At 60.9% G+C, this 16385-nt stretch carries 22 protein-coding genes and 2 tRNA genes; 17 read left to right on the top strand and 7 right to left on the bottom strand.

Going from position 1 to position 16385, the window contains the following annotated elements:
- Positions 1-45 precede the first annotated feature (45 nt).
- A complete protein-coding gene (locus BP869_RS05185) occupies positions 46-3915 on the top strand; it encodes a DNA-directed DNA polymerase II large subunit (protein ID WP_342677563.1) in 3870 nt (1289 codons plus the stop codon).
- Between the two features lie 329 nt (positions 3916-4244).
- Here BP869_RS05185 and BP869_RS05190 read toward each other — a convergent pair whose 3' ends face one another.
- The gene (locus BP869_RS05190; RefSeq protein ID WP_342677565.1) at positions 4245-4508 is read right to left on the bottom strand and encodes a hypothetical protein; all 264 of its coding nucleotides are present in this window, start codon (positions 4506-4508) and stop codon (positions 4245-4247) included.
- Here BP869_RS05190 and BP869_RS05195 point away from each other — a divergent pair.
- Positions 4507-4710, top strand: a complete 204-nt coding sequence (locus BP869_RS05195; protein WP_300166082.1) for a hypothetical protein — start codon at positions 4507-4509, stop codon at positions 4708-4710. The genes BP869_RS05190 and BP869_RS05195 overlap by 2 nt on opposite strands.
- A 179-nt stretch (positions 4711-4889) precedes the next feature.
- On the top strand, positions 4890-5045 hold the full coding sequence (locus BP869_RS05200) for a DUF1328 family protein (RefSeq protein ID WP_300166080.1): 156 nt from the start codon (positions 4890-4892) through the stop codon (positions 5043-5045).
- Positions 5046-5106: 61 nt separating this feature from the next.
- On the opposite strand, the gene BP869_RS05205 is transcribed toward BP869_RS05200, so the two are convergent.
- Entirely contained in the window at positions 5107-5229 is a 123-nt protein-coding gene (locus BP869_RS05205) for a hypothetical protein (protein ID WP_300166078.1), read from the bottom strand.
- 10 nt (positions 5230-5239) lie between these two features.
- Here BP869_RS05205 and BP869_RS05210 point away from each other — a divergent pair, with 10 nt between their 5' ends.
- The 13 genes from BP869_RS05210 to BP869_RS05270 all read left to right on the top strand — a co-directional run bounded on the left by BP869_RS05210 (position 5240) and on the right by BP869_RS05270 (position 10659).
- Positions 5240-5473: a hypothetical protein gene (locus tag BP869_RS05210; RefSeq protein ID WP_342677568.1), complete on the top strand. Its 234-nt coding sequence runs from the start codon at positions 5240-5242 to the stop codon at positions 5471-5473.
- 36 nt (positions 5474-5509) lie between these two features.
- Positions 5510-5872, top strand: coding sequence for a hypothetical protein (locus tag BP869_RS05215; RefSeq protein ID WP_342677570.1), 363 nt, complete (start codon positions 5510-5512; stop codon positions 5870-5872).
- A 312-nt stretch (positions 5873-6184) separates the two neighbouring features.
- Positions 6185-6259: transfer RNA gene (locus BP869_RS05220), tRNA-Pro, on the top strand.
- Positions 6260-6506: 247 nt separating this feature from the next.
- Positions 6507-7331: a MerR family transcriptional regulator gene (locus BP869_RS05225; protein WP_342677572.1), complete on the top strand. Its 825-nt coding sequence runs from the start codon at positions 6507-6509 to the stop codon at positions 7329-7331.
- Positions 7332-7394: 63 nt separating this feature from the next.
- On the top strand, positions 7395-7616 hold the full coding sequence (locus BP869_RS05230) for a hypothetical protein (protein ID WP_342677573.1): 222 nt from the start codon (positions 7395-7397) through the stop codon (positions 7614-7616).
- 53 nt (positions 7617-7669) lie between these two features.
- A complete protein-coding gene (locus BP869_RS05235; RefSeq protein ID WP_342677575.1) occupies positions 7670-8125 on the top strand; it encodes a GNAT family N-acetyltransferase in 456 nt (151 codons plus the stop codon).
- A gap of 66 nt (positions 8126-8191) precedes the next feature.
- Positions 8192-8527, top strand: coding sequence for a cupin domain-containing protein (locus BP869_RS05240; protein ID WP_342677577.1), 336 nt, complete (start codon positions 8192-8194; stop codon positions 8525-8527).
- A 5-nt stretch (positions 8528-8532) separates the two neighbouring features.
- Positions 8533-8811, top strand: a complete 279-nt coding sequence (locus BP869_RS05245; protein WP_342677579.1) for an NAC family transcription factor — start codon at positions 8533-8535, stop codon at positions 8809-8811.
- Between the two features lie 9 nt (positions 8812-8820).
- Positions 8821-9267: a C-GCAxxG-C-C family protein gene (locus BP869_RS05250; protein ID WP_342677581.1), complete on the top strand. Its 447-nt coding sequence runs from the start codon at positions 8821-8823 to the stop codon at positions 9265-9267.
- 124 nt (positions 9268-9391) lie between these two features.
- Positions 9392-9862: a GyrI-like domain-containing protein gene (locus tag BP869_RS05255; RefSeq protein WP_342677583.1), complete on the top strand. Its 471-nt coding sequence runs from the start codon at positions 9392-9394 to the stop codon at positions 9860-9862.
- 73 nt (positions 9863-9935) lie between these two features.
- Positions 9936-10100: a hypothetical protein gene (locus tag BP869_RS05260; protein WP_342677584.1), complete on the top strand. Its 165-nt coding sequence runs from the start codon at positions 9936-9938 to the stop codon at positions 10098-10100.
- Positions 10091-10537, top strand: a complete 447-nt coding sequence (locus BP869_RS05265) for a protein-S-isoprenylcysteine O-methyltransferase (RefSeq protein WP_342677586.1) — start codon at positions 10091-10093, stop codon at positions 10535-10537. Before BP869_RS05260 ends, BP869_RS05265 begins: the two co-directional genes overlap by 10 nt.
- Positions 10538-10575: 38 nt before the next feature.
- Positions 10576-10659, top strand: a tRNA-Leu gene (locus tag BP869_RS05270).
- Between the two features lie 32 nt (positions 10660-10691).
- Here BP869_RS05270 and BP869_RS05275 read toward each other — a convergent pair.
- Positions 10692-11495 (bottom strand): 4Fe-4S binding protein, encoded by an 804-nt coding sequence (locus BP869_RS05275; protein WP_342677588.1) that lies wholly within the window; start codon positions 11493-11495, stop codon positions 10692-10694.
- A gap of 146 nt (positions 11496-11641) precedes the next feature.
- Between BP869_RS05275 and BP869_RS05280 the strand changes: the two genes are divergently transcribed.
- Positions 11642-12538 (top strand): hypothetical protein, encoded by an 897-nt coding sequence (locus tag BP869_RS05280; RefSeq protein ID WP_342677590.1) that lies wholly within the window; start codon positions 11642-11644, stop codon positions 12536-12538.
- Between the two features lie 44 nt (positions 12539-12582).
- Here BP869_RS05280 and BP869_RS05285 read toward each other — a convergent pair whose 3' ends face one another.
- The 4 genes from BP869_RS05285 to BP869_RS05300 form a co-directional block, all read right to left on the bottom strand.
- On the bottom strand, positions 12583-13578 hold the full coding sequence (locus BP869_RS05285) for a hypothetical protein (RefSeq protein ID WP_342677592.1): 996 nt from the start codon (positions 13576-13578) through the stop codon (positions 12583-12585).
- Positions 13579-13646: 68 nt separating this feature from the next.
- Positions 13647-14237 (bottom strand): GNAT family protein, encoded by a 591-nt coding sequence (locus tag BP869_RS05290; RefSeq protein ID WP_342677832.1) that lies wholly within the window; start codon positions 14235-14237, stop codon positions 13647-13649.
- 195 nt (positions 14238-14432) lie between these two features.
- The gene (gene upp / locus BP869_RS05295; RefSeq protein WP_342677594.1) at positions 14433-15062 is read right to left on the bottom strand and encodes a uracil phosphoribosyltransferase; all 630 of its coding nucleotides are present in this window, start codon (positions 15060-15062) and stop codon (positions 14433-14435) included.
- The gene (locus tag BP869_RS05300; protein ID WP_342677596.1) at positions 15062-16297 is read right to left on the bottom strand and encodes a uracil-xanthine permease family protein; all 1236 of its coding nucleotides are present in this window, start codon (positions 16295-16297) and stop codon (positions 15062-15064) included. The genes upp and BP869_RS05300 overlap by 1 nt, the downstream gene beginning before the upstream one ends.
- Between the last annotated feature and the right edge of the window lie 88 nt (positions 16298-16385).

A 16385-nucleotide genomic window follows, 5' to 3' on the forward strand; every position in this document is an offset into this window, starting at 1 on the left:
GGCCAGACAAAAACCTCTATGTCTCACCCCGCCCATTGTATCCTCATGGTTGCGGTCTCCCCGGCAATGGCCGAGTACTTCAAAAGACTCGAGGTGAACCTCAACGCGGCCCTGGCGGTAGCGGAGGCGGCGCGTGCGGAGGGGTACGACCCCACCACCGAGGTCGAGATCCCGCGGGCGAACGACATCGGCGACCGTGTCGAGGCCCTGATCGGGATCAAGGGCGTCGCCCAGAGGATCCGGGACCTTGAGGCGGGGATGTCCCGGGAAGAGGCCGCCCTCAAGATAGGCGACGATTTCGTGGCTAAAATGTTCGGGGAGACGACACGCGAGGAGATCGCCGACCACGCCATCAGGACGTCGATGGGCCTCCTGACCGAGGGCGTGGTGGCGGCGCCGACCGAGGGGATCGCGAAGGTCGGGATCGGTAAGAACGACGACGGCACCGAGTACCTGAAGATCTATTATGCCGGGCCGATCCGCTCTGCAGGCGGCACGGCGCAGGCCCTCTCCGTGCTCGTCGGGGACTATGTCCGCCGGGGTATCGGGATCGACCGGTACAGGCCCAGGCCCGAGGAGGTGGACAGGTACGTCGAGGAACTCCAGCAGTACAACAACATCCAGTCGATGCAGTACATGCCGAGTGAGGCCGAGATCAGGCTGATCATCGAGAACTGCCCGGTCTGCATCGACGGCGAACCGACAGAGAGGGAGGAGGTCTCAGGACACCGGAACCTGGAGAGGGTGGAGACGAACACGGTGCGGGGCGGCATGTGCCTGGTGGTCGCCGAGGGACTGGCCCTTAAGGCCCCGAAGGTGATGAAGAACGTCAAAAAGATGAAGATGGAAGGCTGGGACTGGATCCAGCAGATCATCGACGGTGCCGCCTCGAAGTCGTCCGACGAGGAGGAGGAACCCGGCGTCCACCCGAAGGACAAATACATCCGCGACCTCATCGGCGGCCGCCCGGTCTTCTCGTACCCCATGAGGGCCGGGGGATTCCGCCTGCGGTACGGCCGGTCCAGGAACACCGGCTTTGCGGCCGCGGGCTTCAACCCGGCGACCCTCCATATCCTCGGCGACTATCTCGCGGTCGGCACCCAGATGAAGACCGAGAGGCCGGGGAAGGCCGCGGGCGTCGTGCCCGTGGACACGATCGAGGGCCCGACCGTCCTCCTTGCCTCGGGCGAGGTGAAGCGCATCGACGACGCAGCGGAGGCAAAAAAGATCGCCCCCCGCGAGATCGCCCGTATCCTGGACATCGGCGAGATCCTGATCAGTTACGGCGAGTTCCTGGAGAACAACCACCCTCTCATCCCCTCTGCCTACTGCGAGGAGTGGTGGCGGCTGGAGGGCGGCACGAAGACGCCGGAAAACGAGATGGAGGCGATCGAGATGGCCCTCTCCGGCGTGCCCCTCCACCCGGCGTACACCTGGATCTGGGACGACCTCGACCCTGCGGAGGTCAGGGCCCTCGCGGAGCACGTCTCTGCCCGGGGCAGGATCGCGGACGGCGCTCTCAGGGTGAAGAACGACCCCGCGATCAAGCACTCCCTTGAGATCCTCCTCATCCCCCAGACAGTGGAGGGCGACGAGGTGGTCCTGCCGACCTACCTTGTCCTCCTTGCCTGCCTGGGCCTGGGCCTCAACCTGAAGATGCGCCCGGCATGGGAGGACGCCCCCGCGGGCCCGTCCCTCCCCCTCGTCTCCCACCTCTCCGGCTTCACGATCCGGTCGAAGGCCGGGACAAGGATAGGCGGACGGATGGGCAGGCCAGGCAAGTCGAAGCCCAGGGAGATGAAGCCCGCACCCCACGTCCTCTTCCCTGTCGGCGAAAACGGCGGTTCCCGGCGGTCTATCCTGGAGGCCGGGGCCTACAAGGCGCGGAGCAATGCAGACGGCGGCACCATTCGTGCCGAGGTCGGGGAGAGACGCTGCCCGCAGTGCGGTGCGGTGACCTTCAAGAACAAGTGCGAGGCCTGCGGCACCCACACGAACCCTGTCTACCGCTGCCCCCGCTGTAACAGGGAGGTCGCCGGCGCCGTCTGTCCCCAGTGCGAGGGGCCGACGGTCTGCCTTCAGGAACTGGACCTGAAGATCAGGGACGAGTACGCCGCCGCATGCGCCCGCCTCCAGATGCGGGAGAACAGCCTCAAACTCGTGAAGGGCGTGAAGGGCATGATCTCGCGCGACAGGACGATCGAGCCCATGGAAAAGGGGCTTATCCGGGCCACCCACGGCCTGTACGTCTTCAAGGACGGGACGGTCAGGTACGACATGATCGACCTGCCGGTGACCCATTTCCGCCCGCGCGAGGTCGGCGCCACGGTTGAAAAGTTGCGGGAGATCGGCTACACCCTTGACTACAATGGCGAGGAACTCGTCTCCCCCGACCAGGTGCTGGAACTGCGCTGCCAGGACATCATGGTCTCGGCCCTCTGCGGCGACTGGCTCCTGAAGGTCTCCCGGTATATGGACGACCTGCTGGAGAAGTTCTACGGCCTGCCCCGTTTCTACAACGCGGAGAAGCCCGCAGACCTCATCGGCCAGATGCTCATCGGGCTTGCCCCCCACACCTCGGCCGGGGTGCTCTGCCGCTTGATCGGGTTCACGAAGGCGAGCGTCGGCTACGGCCACCCCTTCTTCCACGCGGCGAAGAGGCGGAACTGCTTTGCCGGCGACACCCTGATCCGGATACTCGCGGACGGGCGGTGGCAGGAGGTAGCTGTCAGGCAGTTTGTCCTCGAAAACTTCGACATATCTCAACCTGGCCTGGACCATGCCGGCACCCACTGGTCCGAACCGAGATGCCCCTCTGCCGTGCAGGCCGTGGACACGCGGGGCGAGGTCCATCTCCGCCGGGTGACCGCGGTCTCCGTCCACCGGGCGCCCGACCACCTGCTCAGGATCGAGACCTCCCGTGGCAGGGCCCTGGAGGTGACGCCCGACCACACGATGCTCGTCTGGGAGACCGACTACCTCAGGAAGATCATGGCGATGGAGGTGCGTGTCGGCGACCGTGTGCCTGTGGCAGAGGGGGGACAGGTGATCGCGGACACGATCTGTGCGGTGACCCATATCAGGTGCCCTGACGAGGCCGTCTACTGCCTCACCGTCGCCGACGACCACACCCTCGCCGCAAACGGGATCTTCTGCGGCCAGTGCGACGGCGACGAGGACTGCGTGATGCTCCTCCTGGACGGGCTCATCAACTTCTCCCGCTCCTTCCTCCCCGAGACCCGCGGCGGCTCGATGGACGCCCCCCTTGTCCTCACCTCCCGCCTCGACCCCAAAGAGGTGGACAAGGAGAGTCACAACGTCGATGTCGTCGACCACTATCCCCTCGAACTCTATGAGGCGGCGCAGCGCTTTGCCCCGCCGAAGGAGCTTGAGAAACTGATCGACCACGTGGACCTCCGCCTGGGCAAACCCTCCCAGTACGAAGGTTTCCGCTTCACCCACGACACCGCCGACATCTCCGCGGGGCCCCTGGAGTCAACCTACACCGTCCTCGGCACGATGTTCGACAAGATGGAGGCCGAACTCGAACTCGGCGACAAGATCAGAGCTGTGGACGTCGACGACGTAGCCGAGCGCGTCCTGAACACCCACTTCATCCGCGACCTGATGGGCAATCTCCGGGCCTTCGCCTCCCAGACAGTGCGGTGCACGAAGTGTACCACCAAGTACCGCCGCATGCCCCTCGCGGGCAAGTGCCCGAAGTGCGGCGGCAAGGTGAACCCGACTGTCCACGAGGCCTCGGTGAAGAAATACCTCGAAATGTCCCGGAGGATGTGCGAGAAGTACGCCATCTCCGAGTACACGAAGCAGCGTGTCGAGGTGCTGGACAAGGCGATCCTCTCGACATTCGGGGAGGAGAAGGAGAAGCAGTTGGGGCTCGCGGATTTTATGTGAAATTCCGGCAATCCATCTGGGCGACCGGGGGGCACCCTTAAAAATATGGGGTTCTTCGCTGTTTCATGTGGGTAACCTCCCGGCACCGGCATGTCCTCCCCTCACGCTATAGGCCGCGAAGAAACGATTCCTCCCTATCATTCCGATGCCTTCGCGTCTTTGCGTGAGATTCTCCCGGAAAACCCTGCGATCGTCCTGAAACGCTCCCCCCATTTTCACGGCCTGTTGTGTACGATCATCCCCAATGTGCCCTGAGTCATCCAGAGAAGGTAGACGAAGGTGTCCTGGCCACCCACACACAGGAGCGAAGAGCCAAAGATGGGGGCCCTTCAGGAGGATTCTTCGCCGACCGCTGCTTTCTCTCTGGTCGGCATATATTTTAAAAACCGTTTGTGGAAGGGCATGAGTGCGCTGGCAAGAGCGATCGCCCAGACAAACACGGTCATGAGCGGCCAGAATGCGACGGTGGCGATAAGGAAAATTGTACCTATGAGCAGCAACAGTTTCTGATCTTCACTGATCGTCAAAAACCCCGTAGAGATAAAACTGGATTCGGGTAAATATAAATAATGTGCCGGGAGATCAGCCCGCATGGCATCAGAGGACAGTCTCCGTGTCAAGGCCCATAAGACCGTTGACGACGCCAAGGTGGCCGCTCATGAAGTGGTGGACGATGCGAAGGTTGCAGTGAGCAACGCAATCGACGACGTGAAGATCGAAGCCCACAAAACCGGTGCGGACGCGAAGATCAAAGCGCACGAGGCGCAGGCGGAGGCGAAGAAGAAGAAGATCTGAACAGAAAAAAACTTCAGAGCGCCTCATACGCCCGTCGGGGGGTTCTACGGGGCGGCAGGCGAGACCGGGGCGCCGCCTTCCCTGCGTATCCCACCGGGTATTTCCCGCTCGAAGCCCTGCCGGGACAATACTATTATCATCTCCGCCCCCTATCTGCCGATTACCGGAGGGATTGAATCATGGCAGACCTGATCGGACTTGCGATCATATTTCTCATCCTGGCGCTGGTCGCCTACGTGCTGGGAGCAAAGGGCGTTGCAGGGCTTTCGATGACCATCGCGAAGTGGCTTGTGATCATCTTCATCATACTCGCCATTATAGCGTTCTTCCTGTAGTGGCACCCTCTCTTTTTTGAGCGAAAGGGGGGAAATTACGAGCGAGAGGCGGGGCGCCGCCTCACTCCCTGTACAGAAACGCAAACTCCTTTCCCATCAACCTCTTCTCCACGTAACCGGCCGCGGCCAGCCGCAGCAGGTCGCCCCTCGCCGTCCCGTAGGCCACGCCGAATACCTCCTTCACCTCTTGTTAAATGAACAAAATTGTGGTCTTCTTCGCGGCCCTGGCACTGTGCATCCTGGCAGTGCCGGCGATGGCCTCGGAAGAGGGATCCGGCGATCCGAATGCCTTCGCTTCGCCCGGAGACAACATCCGGATCTCCATCTCGCCGATGGAGGCCCATCCGATGTACATCGACAGGCTAGCACCTGTCATCCCGACGATACCGGGCTACCCGATCCGGGTGGCAGTGTACAGCAATCCGTAAAAATACACGACATTCGATGATGACGGCAACGCGATCGTGGTAGAGATCTACGACGAGGAGGCACCGAACTTCACGGTCTCTTCACTGGACGATGTCCCGAAAGAGGACATCACTTTCGGGCTTCCTGACCCTGATGACCCTGCATCCCCTGCAGCGGATGGTGCGGTCTATGGCAAGGTGCACACAGAGAGCGACTATAAGTACGAGTATGTCTTCTATGTCAGAGACCTGGCATACCTCGATACAAGCGTCGAACGGTTATTATTCGTTGCTGAAGGCGACGATGGAACGTACCCGGGACTCGGCCTGATTAAAGTGACTCAGACCCGCGGCGGCGGCGGTCGTCCTGACAACACGGGCGGTGGAGGATCGGGTCACAAGGGAGGGAGGGGGAAATAACCCCTCTTTCCAATTCTGCACCGGAAATTGTCATTCTCCCTGATCTGTGCGCCTCCGGTGCCCGAGATTTAGACGCGATAACTGGAGTGGTCGGTGTGTACAGGGGGGTATGCGCCCCCCTCCCCTGCACGCCCGCGCCCATTCCCGGGAGGAGGGTGCGGTGCCTCTCTCCCTGCCCTGAATATCCCCCTGATCCCGGCCAGACCGGCCCCTCACCTCACTCACGAACAGAATCCCTCAAATACTGTGAGCACACACCTATGATGCACTCTTTGAGGTGTACGGATGTGTCCTGCACCGCGGGGAGGATATGGGATCGTAGGGTAGCCTGGTCCATCCTAGGGCGTTCGGGACGCTCTGACCTGAGTTCAAATCTCAGCGATCCCATCCATTCTCATTGATGCCTTCTCTTCTCTGGTTTCCTCTGTCGGTAGCCGTGCCCGGGCCTGCAGCGATCTGTTCTTATATCCTCGTGCCGACGATACGCGGGAGCAGCGGTGCCGCCCTGACCTTTCCCCGGGGCAGACTGCGGCATATGATGACAGACGGCCGCCTACTCTCAGGTGAATCGCCCATGAAATGAAACTTCAAGCGGTTCTTTGAAAACTACCTCAGTGGTTTTCATGGTAACACCATGACCATCGACCAGATCCCCATCGGGACATTCTCAAGGACCGTGCACCTCACCCAGAAGGCCCTCCGCCTCTACGACAGGAAGGGCATCCTGGTACCCGGGGCAAAGGACCCGATCACCGGCTACCGCAACTACACCATCGGCCAACTCGAGGCAGCGGTGCGGATCAGGACCCTTGCCAGACTTGGCTTCTCTCTCGAAGAGATGCAGGCGGTCCTCGATGGCGACGACGGCGTGGACGTGGTGGAGAGGCGCCTTGCCGCGGTGCGGCAGGAGATGGCGCATCTCAAGAAGATCGAGGAGGTTCTGCGTGCCAGGCCCTCCCTTCAGGAGTTGTTTGCAATGTCGCTGTCCGAACCAGTCATCAAGGAGATTCCCGCAATGCGGGTGATCAGCAAGCGGGAGAGAGGGAGTTATGAAGACGTCTGTCGCCGGCTCATCGAGGAACTGATGGCCGCCGTGTTCAGCCCGGAAAACCGGCGGAACGGTGTGCGGATCACCGGCCCGGTGATGATGCTCTGTCACGACGGGGAGTACAGGGAGACCGACGCCGACATCGAGGTTGCGGTCCCGGTCGCCGGCCGGGTCAGCGTCGGTGAAGAGGTGGAAGTGAAAACTCTCCCGCCGGTTCAGGTCGTTTCCGTCCTCTCTACCGGGCCGTATTACAGTCTCAACCTGGCCTACGGCAGGATCCTGAAGTACGCCGGGGCGCACAGTCTCGCCCTCCGTGGGCCAGACCGTGAACTCTACTACAACAGCCCGCACGAGGTTCCGCCTGAAGAACTCAGGACCGAGGTGCAGTACCCGGTCGTGCGGGCCGACTGAAAAACTCTCTTTTTACCCCTGCCCCGCGAAGAATTGATATGCCGCGGCCGCATGGGATGGGCCATGGAAGAGATTACCGGCGCAAGAAAGATGGCGAACGGCGTTCTCGTCGAGTACAGGCGGGGCGGCGTCTCCCAGATGGTGGGATTCACCTACGAAGACCTCATCGCCATGGAGATCAATGTCCTCGACCTCGTCGAAAATCCGCGGGACTATGAGGTCGACCCCGAGGGGAAGGCGATCTTCGCAAACCCGGCGAAGTGCGAACAGCCGCCAGCAGGGTAGCGGAAAGGGCCTTCCCATGCTACGCCCCACGCGTGGGCATGGTGGACGGAGAAATGGCTGGCGCCAGCCTCCGCAGGGCGGTCCTGACCGATGCCGGCATCATCGCCGCATATAACATCGCCATGGCAGAGGAGACCGAAGGGAAGGCCCTCGGCCCGACGACAGTCCGGACGGGTGTCGAGGCACTGCTCGCCGACCCGGCAAAGGGCTTCTACCTCGTCGCCGAGATGGGGGGCCGGGTCGTCGGGCAGGCAATGATCACGTATGAATGGAGCGACTGGCGGAACGGCTCTTTCTGGTGGGTCCAGAGCGTCTATGTCCATCCCGACGTCAGGCGTCAGGGGATCTTCGCCGGGATCTTCCGGGAGATCGAGAGGGAGGCGCGGGAACTATCCGGCGTGGTCGGCCTCCGCCTGTACGTCGATGCGGAAAACCTGCGGGCGCAGGAGACCTACCGGAACCTCGGGATGGACGAGTCGAACTACCTGATGTTCGAAAGGGAGTTTTGACGATCCTGTCCCCGGACCGGTGACGGCAGTATTTTATCTGCAGGCGTGAAAGTGCCTGATATGACCATGGCCGACGAAAAACGTGCTGAACTGAAAGGGAAGGTTCTCCACCTCAAGGGCCTCGTCGAGTACCAGGACGGGACAGTGGCAAGCCGGATGCTCGTCAACAGGCCTGCAGGGAGCATCACTCTCTTCTCCTTCGATGAGGACGAGGGCCTCTCCGAGCACACGGCGCCGTACGACGCGGTGGTGACGATCCTGGACGGCGAGTGCGAGGTCTGGCTCGCGGGCGAGACCCACCAGATGAAGGAGGGCGAGACGATCATCTTCCCGGCGAACGCCCCCCATGCCCTCTCCGCGGTGACGCGGTTCAAGATGATGCTGACCATGATCAGGGAGTGAGAGAGATGCCGGACGAAGGGAGATACTGCACCATCTGCGGCGGCGTCGTGCCCGAGGGGCCGGAGATCAGGACGGTCCTGGTCGACGGCAAGGCGACCGGCATCGACCAGCTCTACCGCATCCTCTGCGATGTGATTGCTCTCGACCTGACGCGGGAGGACGAGATCCGGGAGGAACTCCTCAAGAGGGTGAAGGCCTTCAACTATGTCCCGACGAAGAAGACCGACGCCTATGCCGACGCCCTGATGGCTGAATACAGAAAATTATCTGCCGAAAAGAAATAACAGGTCCGCATGTCTGATCGATCTGAATGTGCTGCACGGGCGTTCTCCGGCGGCCTGAACTGTGCCCAGGCGGTCGCCGGTGCTTTTGCCGGGGATTATGGCATGGACGAGGCCGTGGTCAGGAAACTGGCCTGCGGATTCGGCGGCGGTCTCGCCCACACGGACCGGACCTGCGGGGCGGTGAGCGGCGCTGTCCTTGTCCTCGGCCTGGCCCGCGGCACCGCCGTGCCCGGTGACAGGGAGGGGAAGGAGCGATGCTACGCACTGGTGCGGGAGTTTCTCCGCCGTTTCGGCGACCGCCACGGCTCGGTGGACTGCACCGCTCTTCTGGGCTACGACCTCTCGGATCCACGGAGCCTTGACGCGGCCAGGGAGGTCGGAGTCTTTTCCGTGCGGTGCACCCTCTATGTCCGGGATGCGGTGGAGATCCTGGAAGATATCCTGCAGGGATCCTGATCTCGGGAGTCTGTGGCTGTCTGCGGCCGTGTCAATGGTGCCCTCGACAGATCCTCCATCCTGCACCTTCGCCCCATCCGGCGCATGTTTATCTCTCCCCTCCTCCCTTTTCCGCGCGAAGACCATGGAAGAGATCGCTCTTGTCGATGTCGAACCACAGCATGTCGTCGGCATACGGAAACGCGGGAAGTACGAAGAGATTCCCGACATGATCAGGACCGTGTACGAATATGTCCTCTCGCAGGGCGCCGCATCCCCGGGTTGCCCGATCTTTGTCATGCATGAGACGAGCGAAGAGGAGGCGGTGAAGGCCGATCTCGAAGGTGCCGCCGATATCGAGATCACCGTGCCTGTTACGGAACGACTTGCCCCCGCTGGCGGCATCGCCTGCTACGAGCTTCCGGGAGGCAGGATGGTGCGTGTCGTCCACAGGGGACCGTACCAGGAGTGCGGGCCGACCTATGAGAGACTCTTTGCATGGCTTGCCGAAAATGGGCTGGAGATCGCCGGCCCTATCAGGGAAGTCTACCTGAACGACCCGCGTGAGGTTCCCGAAGCGGAGATCCTCACCGAGATCTTTGTGCCGGTGGCCTGAAGGCTCGGGTGCGGAAGGGTTATACCCCGGCCCTGCATGATGCCGGTGCGACGATGGTCGGGGTGTGTGCAGGATGACCGGGATGTCTGTCTGGACGGCGTGCTATCTTGGAGGCCTTGGCATCGGCACTCTCATCAGGGCCGCGTACGGCCGGGGCCTGCGGGAGAGGGGGGCCTGCGGGAGAGGGGGGCCCCCGACCTCGGGTCAGACCCCCTCGATACGGCCCTCATGGCCCTGAGCGGCCTCGGCCTCCTCATCTTCCCCCTTCTGTACGCCTTCACCCCCCTCCTCTCCTTTGCCGACTACCGCCTCCCTGACACCGCAGGCATCGCCGGCGTCATCATCTTTGCCGCCGCACTCTTGCTTTTCTGGCGCTCCCACGTCGACCTCGGGGAGAACTGGTCGCCGGTCATGACCGTCGCCGGCGGGCAGAGGCTCGTCACCGCCGGAGTCTATGGACACATCCGCCACCCGATGTACCTGGCGCATCTCCTCTGGGCGCTCGCCCTCCCCCTCATCCTCTGGAACGGCGTGGCCGGGTGGACGATGCTCGTCGCCCTCGTCCTCCGCCGGATGCCGCGGGAGGAGGCGATGATGCTCGACCATTTCGGCGAGGATTACGGGGCATACATGGCGAGGACAGGGCGTCTCGTCCCCCGACTGTGGCGGCGATAGATATTCAAGGAGGCCGAGCGAAAAATCATCTGCACCGTGCGAGAGTAGCCAAGCTGGCCAACGGCGACAGACTCAAGATCTGTTCCCGCAGGGGTTCGTCGGTTCGAATCCGGCCTCTCGCATCTGTTTTTAGGGGGATGTCCCTTCCCACCTGTTACTTCGTCCCGTACGACTGCACGTGCTCCCATGCCTGCCCAAGGTCTGGCCGCAGCGAGGGATCGCTGTAGATCCCGATATTCTTCCTGCCATAGCGTGTGCGGTCCCTCCCTATCGGGCAGACCCTGACGCATATGCCGCAGGGTGCGAGACGGCGCTTCTCAAGTCTGGCACTGTTTTCGGCACAGGCCCTTTTGTCGGTGAGACCCGCAGGGTACCCCTCGTCATTGAGGGCCGAGACCGGGCACATCCGCACGCATGCCATGCAGCGGGTGCAGAGTTCCTCCTCCATGAGAGGATCGGGCGGGAGTTCGGCGGCGGTGATGACAGAACCGAAACGCACCCTCGGCCCGTACTCCGGAGTCAGGAGCATGTTGTTAACCCCGAAGGTTCCGAGTCCTGCAAGGAAGGCGGCGTGGCGGTGGGAGAAGAAGGCGACCGGCTTTTCGAGGAGGACTTCGATGCCTGTGTAACCGTCCCGAGGCACAAAAACGGACGGATACCCCTGCTCGGTGAGGTGTGCGGCGATCCGGTAGGTGTACTGGTCGAGGAGGGTGTTCATTGTTCGGTAGAGTTCCCTGTACCAGATCGACGGTGCGGTTTCGATGACAGGCAGGGGGACGGGCAGGCCGATCACAATCACCGACCTAGCCTCCGGAAAGATCGATTGCGGGTAAAAGGCCTCTGACATCCAGGGCTGGAAAGGTGGGTTCTCCCACCGCCCGACATCTGCCACCCCCACAAGGGGGATCTCCATCGCCGTGCACCTCTCCAGTATCGCCTGTTTCAGTTCCTCTGTCATAGGTCTCTGGATCTCTTGGTCGGCACCTGGTATGAATAACCCCGGTTTTGCACAGGTGACGGACTCCAGAATAGGAATTCTCATGAACCATAAGATAGACCCTTTACAGGACTGTGCGGATATCGCACAGGCGGAAGCATGAGATCGTGGCCCAACTGGATGATTTTCTGGATCCCCTGAACGGCGGTGTATGGGAGGTCGCCGTCCCGAAGGAGGCGGTGACAGAAGCGCTGGACAGCGGGTGGAAACGGTCTCCGATCAATGTTCCGTCCCCGGGCACCCTCGCCAGCTACCGGAAGGGGAACTATCACCTCCACGAGACCGCCACCGAGTGGCGGGTGCATTATGACCGCTATGACCCCAAAATGCACCCTCTCCTCCACCTGGTGGACGACGCCCCCCTCATCCTGATGATCGGGGACACCTTCCTCGCCCTGGTCATGGACGCCCGAGCCGCCAGGAAGGATGAGGCCCGCCTCATCCTCAAAGGGCAGAGGACGACCTGGCAACTCCTTGTCTTCATCGGGTGTGCGGTCATCCTGGCCGGCACCGCCATCATCGCCAACCCGATTGTTTTCTATGCAGGGATCATATCTGTCCTGATCCCCCTGCTCATTGCCGGGCTCGGCCTCCTTGTTGTTCTGAAGGGGTTGTCTATCGAGCCCTTTGCCGTCACCTCGAAGGGGAGCGTCTTTCTCGGCCTGTGCGTGCTTGCGCTGGGCATCTCACCCTCGTTCCTCCCGGTCGGCCTCTGGACAGTGGTCATCTTTGTCGTGCTGGCTGTCTGGATGTTTGCCAGCGCCCTGGTCTCCTTCAGACACGTCTCTCGGGGGAGGGCGGCAGTCCCCGAAGGTTTTGCCAGACGTCTCTACCTTGGGCTATTCTCGCTCTTTCTGGGGTCTCTCATCTTTCTGGCGCCGAGGGCCTTCCTGACCATCGTGCTGGACGCCCTGGGTATGATCCTCCTCGTGCTCGGCGTCCTTCTGATCGAGAACGGCACGATACTTCGTCAGAGGATGACAGGATCCCTCCGGACGTCCTGATGCCAGGCAAACAACTGCTATCCTGTTTCTCCCGGATGCTGTCTTTATATCGCCGAGCCCTTTCCCCGACTCGATAGGTAATAGAGCATCACCATCTCGATCCCTTCGAGATATCTATCGATATCGACGGAGCGGATCTCTTTCCCGACCTCGATGATCCTCTGTCTGTTCTGCTCCCAGTCCCGGAAAAGGTTCTCTTCGACACGGTTTTCCGTAAGAAGGGCGATGATCTCCCTCTTCTTCTCCGCCCGACCGATCTCCCTGAGATCTGCCGGCCTGATCACACCTGTGCTCATCCCATACCCGACGACACCTGACGTCACGTCCTCGTCCCTGACCTCTCTTTCCCAGGTGCTGACGCAATTCCCGATCCTGCTCATCTGCTGGGCATGCCAGATCGCCTCACGCAGCTTCGGGGCCTCTTCGATGTCGAGAGAAGGGGAGAAAATCGCGTCGATATCGGCGAAGATATAGAACATCATGGTATGTGAGGTGTAGATCCTACTCTCCGTGATGTTCATGAGTTCAGGGTGTGTGTTGACAAGATAGGCATAGACAAAAGAGTTCCTGGTCTGCCCGAGGTCGTAGTACAGCGCGGTCCTGAACTCCTCCCACCGCGGCCCGGCGGCGAGAACTTCGTGGGCGGTAAGGAGTGTGTCCCTGACCAGCATCGCCCGGAGATATCCTCTCTCCCCGAGATCATCAGGGAGGGTGCACTCGCCGTCAAAGGGGATCATGAGGATGGCATCCAGCAGGTTTTTATCCTTCAGGGTGTCGGAAACGTCGTCGATGAAGGTTGCCGCCATGCCGAGCAAGGATTTTGCCAGTGCAGCGTCTCTCCGGTACTTTTCAGGCACCGATGAAAGCATGAAGCCTGGATTTCGGGCATACTGGAGGTCCCAGCACCATTTCCAGAGGTAGACGTCTCTTTTCCCTCCCATGTCCTCGTATCTCCTGGCAAAACCGGCGAGTTCAGGGGGAAGATCGACTGCATAGATTTTTTCGGCGAACGAAGCCATTTCGATCATGCTGCGTGCCATCAGGTCTTCTATAGGGGGGCGTGTGCTGTTCATAGCGCTCACAAGGATCCGATGGACGTCAAAATATATTACTCTTTACAATTATTATTTTTGTATATTTTTACTTGTTTTTTCCATCCGATATGCTCTTCAAGCCCAGTGAGATGCCTTTTCTCTAGGTCTTCCCTCAAAAGTCCGAAAAGAAGGCGGTCGTGATAACCTCCGCGGGCATGCCAGTACCGGCGCTGTCGCCCCTCTCTGACAAAGCCGCACTTCTCCATCACCCGCACAGAACTGGTGTTCCCGGCGGCGCAGTCCCCGTTCAGCCTGAAGGCCCCGAGGATGGTGAACGCATAATAGACAAGAAACTCGCAGGCCTCCGTCCCATAGCCCCCCCGCCACCAGGGCTCGTCGATCTGGTACCCGACCAGGTAGGCCCCAGGGCTGAAGTCCACAGGGAGGAGGGCGCACTGCCCGACAAATGCCTCGCTCTCCTTCTCTCTTATGGTAAAGACCGGACTCTCCGGCACCTGTCCCTCCTGACATGCCTTTTCGATGGCTTCGATGAGGGGAGGGAAGTACTCCCTCGTGATCTCATCGGTGTTCGGGCCGAAAAAAAGCCATTCGCAGACAGACTCACGCGCAAGCATCCGGCAGATCGCCGGGAGCCATGAGTGCAGGGTTCATCCTTCCCCCGTCCTATCGCAATCCCGGGGGCCGCGAGCGTGCGGGAAGGCACGTCGACCAGATGAACTCCTCAGAACAATTTTCATGCGATATGCTTGAGTCTCCCTCCGGGGCTCATGCCAGATTCTACAGATCTAAAATATGACTGTGTACTATCGGCACCCTGTTCTCAGTGTGGCAAAAAAAGGTTATCTGGTGCCGAAGAGACGGTCCCCGGCATCGCCGAGGCCGGGCATGATATAGCCCTTCTCGTTCAGGCACTCGTCGATCACTGCGGGGATGATCTCCACGTCGGGATGGTCCCTCTCCATCTTTGCAAGGCCTTCTGGCGCTGCAAGGATGCAGAGGACCTTGATGCTCTTGACTCCTGCCTTCTTCAGCAGGGAGCAGACGGCGGACGTGGTCCCGCCTGTGGCAAGCATCGGGTCCAGGACATAGTTCCTCCTGTTCTGAACGTTCTCCGCCAGTTTTGCATAGTACTGTTTCGGCCTGAGGGTCTCCTCGTCCCTGTAATAGCCGATGTAACTGATCTTGGCATTCGGGATGATGCTCAGGAACCCCTCCTGCATGCCGATGCCGGCACGGAAGATCGGGACGATGGAGGGATCCTCCTCCAGGAACATCTCAACCTCCATCTGTCCCCCCTGCCACTCGTTGATGGTGGTTTTTTCGAGCGTCAGGTCGCGGGTCGCCTCGTACGTCAGCAGAGAGGTGACTTCTGTCACGATCTGTCTGAAGTCCTTGGGCTTTGTCCCGATGTCCCGCAGCATATTGATCTTATGGGTGATGACCGGGTGCGACACAGGCCGTACCGTCATTACGCCTTCACCTCCTGTGTCTCCGGGATCGCCAGGTTCAGGAGGACACCGATGATCGCCGCAAGGCCGATCCCTGCTAACTTAAAGTCCCCGATCGGGATGAACAGTCCGCCGATACCGGTGACCAGGATGATAGAGACGATGACGATGTTCTTCTGTGCCGAGAGGTCGACCCTGTTCCGCACCAGCTGGTTGATGCCCAGGCTTGCGATCAGGCCGAAGAGCAGGATCATGACACCGCCCATCACGGGGACGGGGATGCTGTGGAGTGCGGCGCCGATCTTGCCGATAAATGCAAATATGATCGCACAGACGGCTGCCGCGGTCATGATGAGCGGGTTGTACTCTCTGGTCAGCGCCACCGCACCCGTGACCTCAGAATAGGTCGTGTTCGGCGGCCCGCCGATGAAGGACGCCACAAAGGTGGCGATACCGTCCCCGAGCATCGTCCTGTGCACGCCGGGATCTTCCAGGTAGTTCTTCCCGGTAACAGATCCGATGGCGAGAATGTCGCCGAAGTGCTCGATGGCCGGCGCGATGGCGACCGGGACGATGAACAGGATCGCCGCGAGGTTCCATTCTGGCAGGGTAAATGCCGGGATAGAGAACCATGCCTCCTCGACGATCTTCGTATAGTTGATGATCCCGAGCGCGGCCGAGAGGGCGTACCCCACTGCAATGCCGCAGAGGATCGGAATGAGTTTGAGCCATCCCTTCCCGAAGGTAAAGATCACGAGCGTCGTCAGGAGAGATACCCCTGCAAGGATGAGGGCTGTCTCGACAGGCACCACCTGGACGCCCCCGTCCATGCCGAGCGCCATGCCGACCGCCACCGGCGCCAGGGACAGGCCGATGATGCAGATCACCGGGCCGACCACAACCGGCGGGAAGATCCTGGTGACCACCTCTATGCCGAACACCCTGATGACAACGCTCAACACCACATAGAGCAGACCTGCCGCGGCAAGACCGCAGAGGGTGCTCGGGATGCCCCATGTCGCCACGCCGTAACTGATCGCAGGGATGAACGCGAAGGACGATGCAAGAAAGATCGGCACCTTCATCCGCGTTACCACCTGGAAGATCAGGGTTCCGATCCCTGCCGTAAACAGTGCGACATTCGGGTCCAGCCCCGTGAGGAGGGGGACGATGACAAGCGCACCGAAAGCGACGAAAAGGATCTGAACGCCCTGGAACATTCGTTTAATACCAGTAGTCACTCGTTCGATGTCCATAGATAGACCTCTTAATGAATGGAAATGTGTGAATGAGGAACGAGTATGCACCGGCACGACCCGTCGGACGCGGTGCTCCTAACTTCCG

The organism is Methanofollis sp. UBA420 (genome assembly GCF_002498315.1).
Taxonomy (GTDB): domain Archaea; phylum Halobacteriota; class Methanomicrobia; order Methanomicrobiales; family Methanofollaceae; genus Methanofollis.

Coding starts and splice junctions, on each gene's coding strand:
- upp (WP_342677594.1), bottom strand. CDS start 15,062: ATGACGGTACGGCCTGTGTCGCACCCGGTCATCACCCATAAGATCAAT.
- BP869_RS05265 (WP_342677586.1), top strand. CDS start 10,091: ATGGCCCTGAGCGGCCTCGGCCTCCTCATCTTCCCCCTTCTGTACGCC.
- BP869_RS05200 (WP_300166080.1), top strand. CDS start 4,890: ATGGCAGACCTGATCGGACTTGCGATCATATTTCTCATCCTGGCGCTG.
- BP869_RS05300 (WP_342677596.1), bottom strand. CDS start 16,297: ATGGACATCGAACGAGTGACTACTGGTATTAAACGAATGTTCCAGGGC.
- BP869_RS05235 (WP_342677575.1), top strand. CDS start 7,670: ATGGCTGGCGCCAGCCTCCGCAGGGCGGTCCTGACCGATGCCGGCATC.
- BP869_RS05245 (WP_342677579.1), top strand. CDS start 8,533: ATGCCGGACGAAGGGAGATACTGCACCATCTGCGGCGGCGTCGTGCCC.
- BP869_RS05260 (WP_342677584.1), top strand. CDS start 9,936: ATGACCGGGATGTCTGTCTGGACGGCGTGCTATCTTGGAGGCCTTGGC.
- BP869_RS05275 (WP_342677588.1), bottom strand. CDS start 11,495: ATGACAGAGGAACTGAAACAGGCGATACTGGAGAGGTGCACGGCGATG.
- BP869_RS05190 (WP_342677565.1), bottom strand. CDS start 4,508: ATGCGGGCTGATCTCCCGGCACATTATTTATATTTACCCGAATCCAGT.
- BP869_RS05195 (WP_300166082.1), top strand. CDS start 4,507: ATGGCATCAGAGGACAGTCTCCGTGTCAAGGCCCATAAGACCGTTGAC.
- BP869_RS05185 (WP_342677563.1), top strand. CDS start 46: ATGGTTGCGGTCTCCCCGGCAATGGCCGAGTACTTCAAAAGACTCGAG.
- BP869_RS05240 (WP_342677577.1), top strand. CDS start 8,192: ATGGCCGACGAAAAACGTGCTGAACTGAAAGGGAAGGTTCTCCACCTC.
- BP869_RS05250 (WP_342677581.1), top strand. CDS start 8,821: ATGTCTGATCGATCTGAATGTGCTGCACGGGCGTTCTCCGGCGGCCTG.
- BP869_RS05210 (WP_342677568.1), top strand. CDS start 5,240: ATGAACAAAATTGTGGTCTTCTTCGCGGCCCTGGCACTGTGCATCCTG.
- BP869_RS05285 (WP_342677592.1), bottom strand. CDS start 13,578: ATGGCACGCAGCATGATCGAAATGGCTTCGTTCGCCGAAAAAATCTAT.
- BP869_RS05230 (WP_342677573.1), top strand. CDS start 7,395: ATGGAAGAGATTACCGGCGCAAGAAAGATGGCGAACGGCGTTCTCGTC.
- BP869_RS05255 (WP_342677583.1), top strand. CDS start 9,392: ATGGAAGAGATCGCTCTTGTCGATGTCGAACCACAGCATGTCGTCGGC.
- BP869_RS05225 (WP_342677572.1), top strand. CDS start 6,507: ATGACCATCGACCAGATCCCCATCGGGACATTCTCAAGGACCGTGCAC.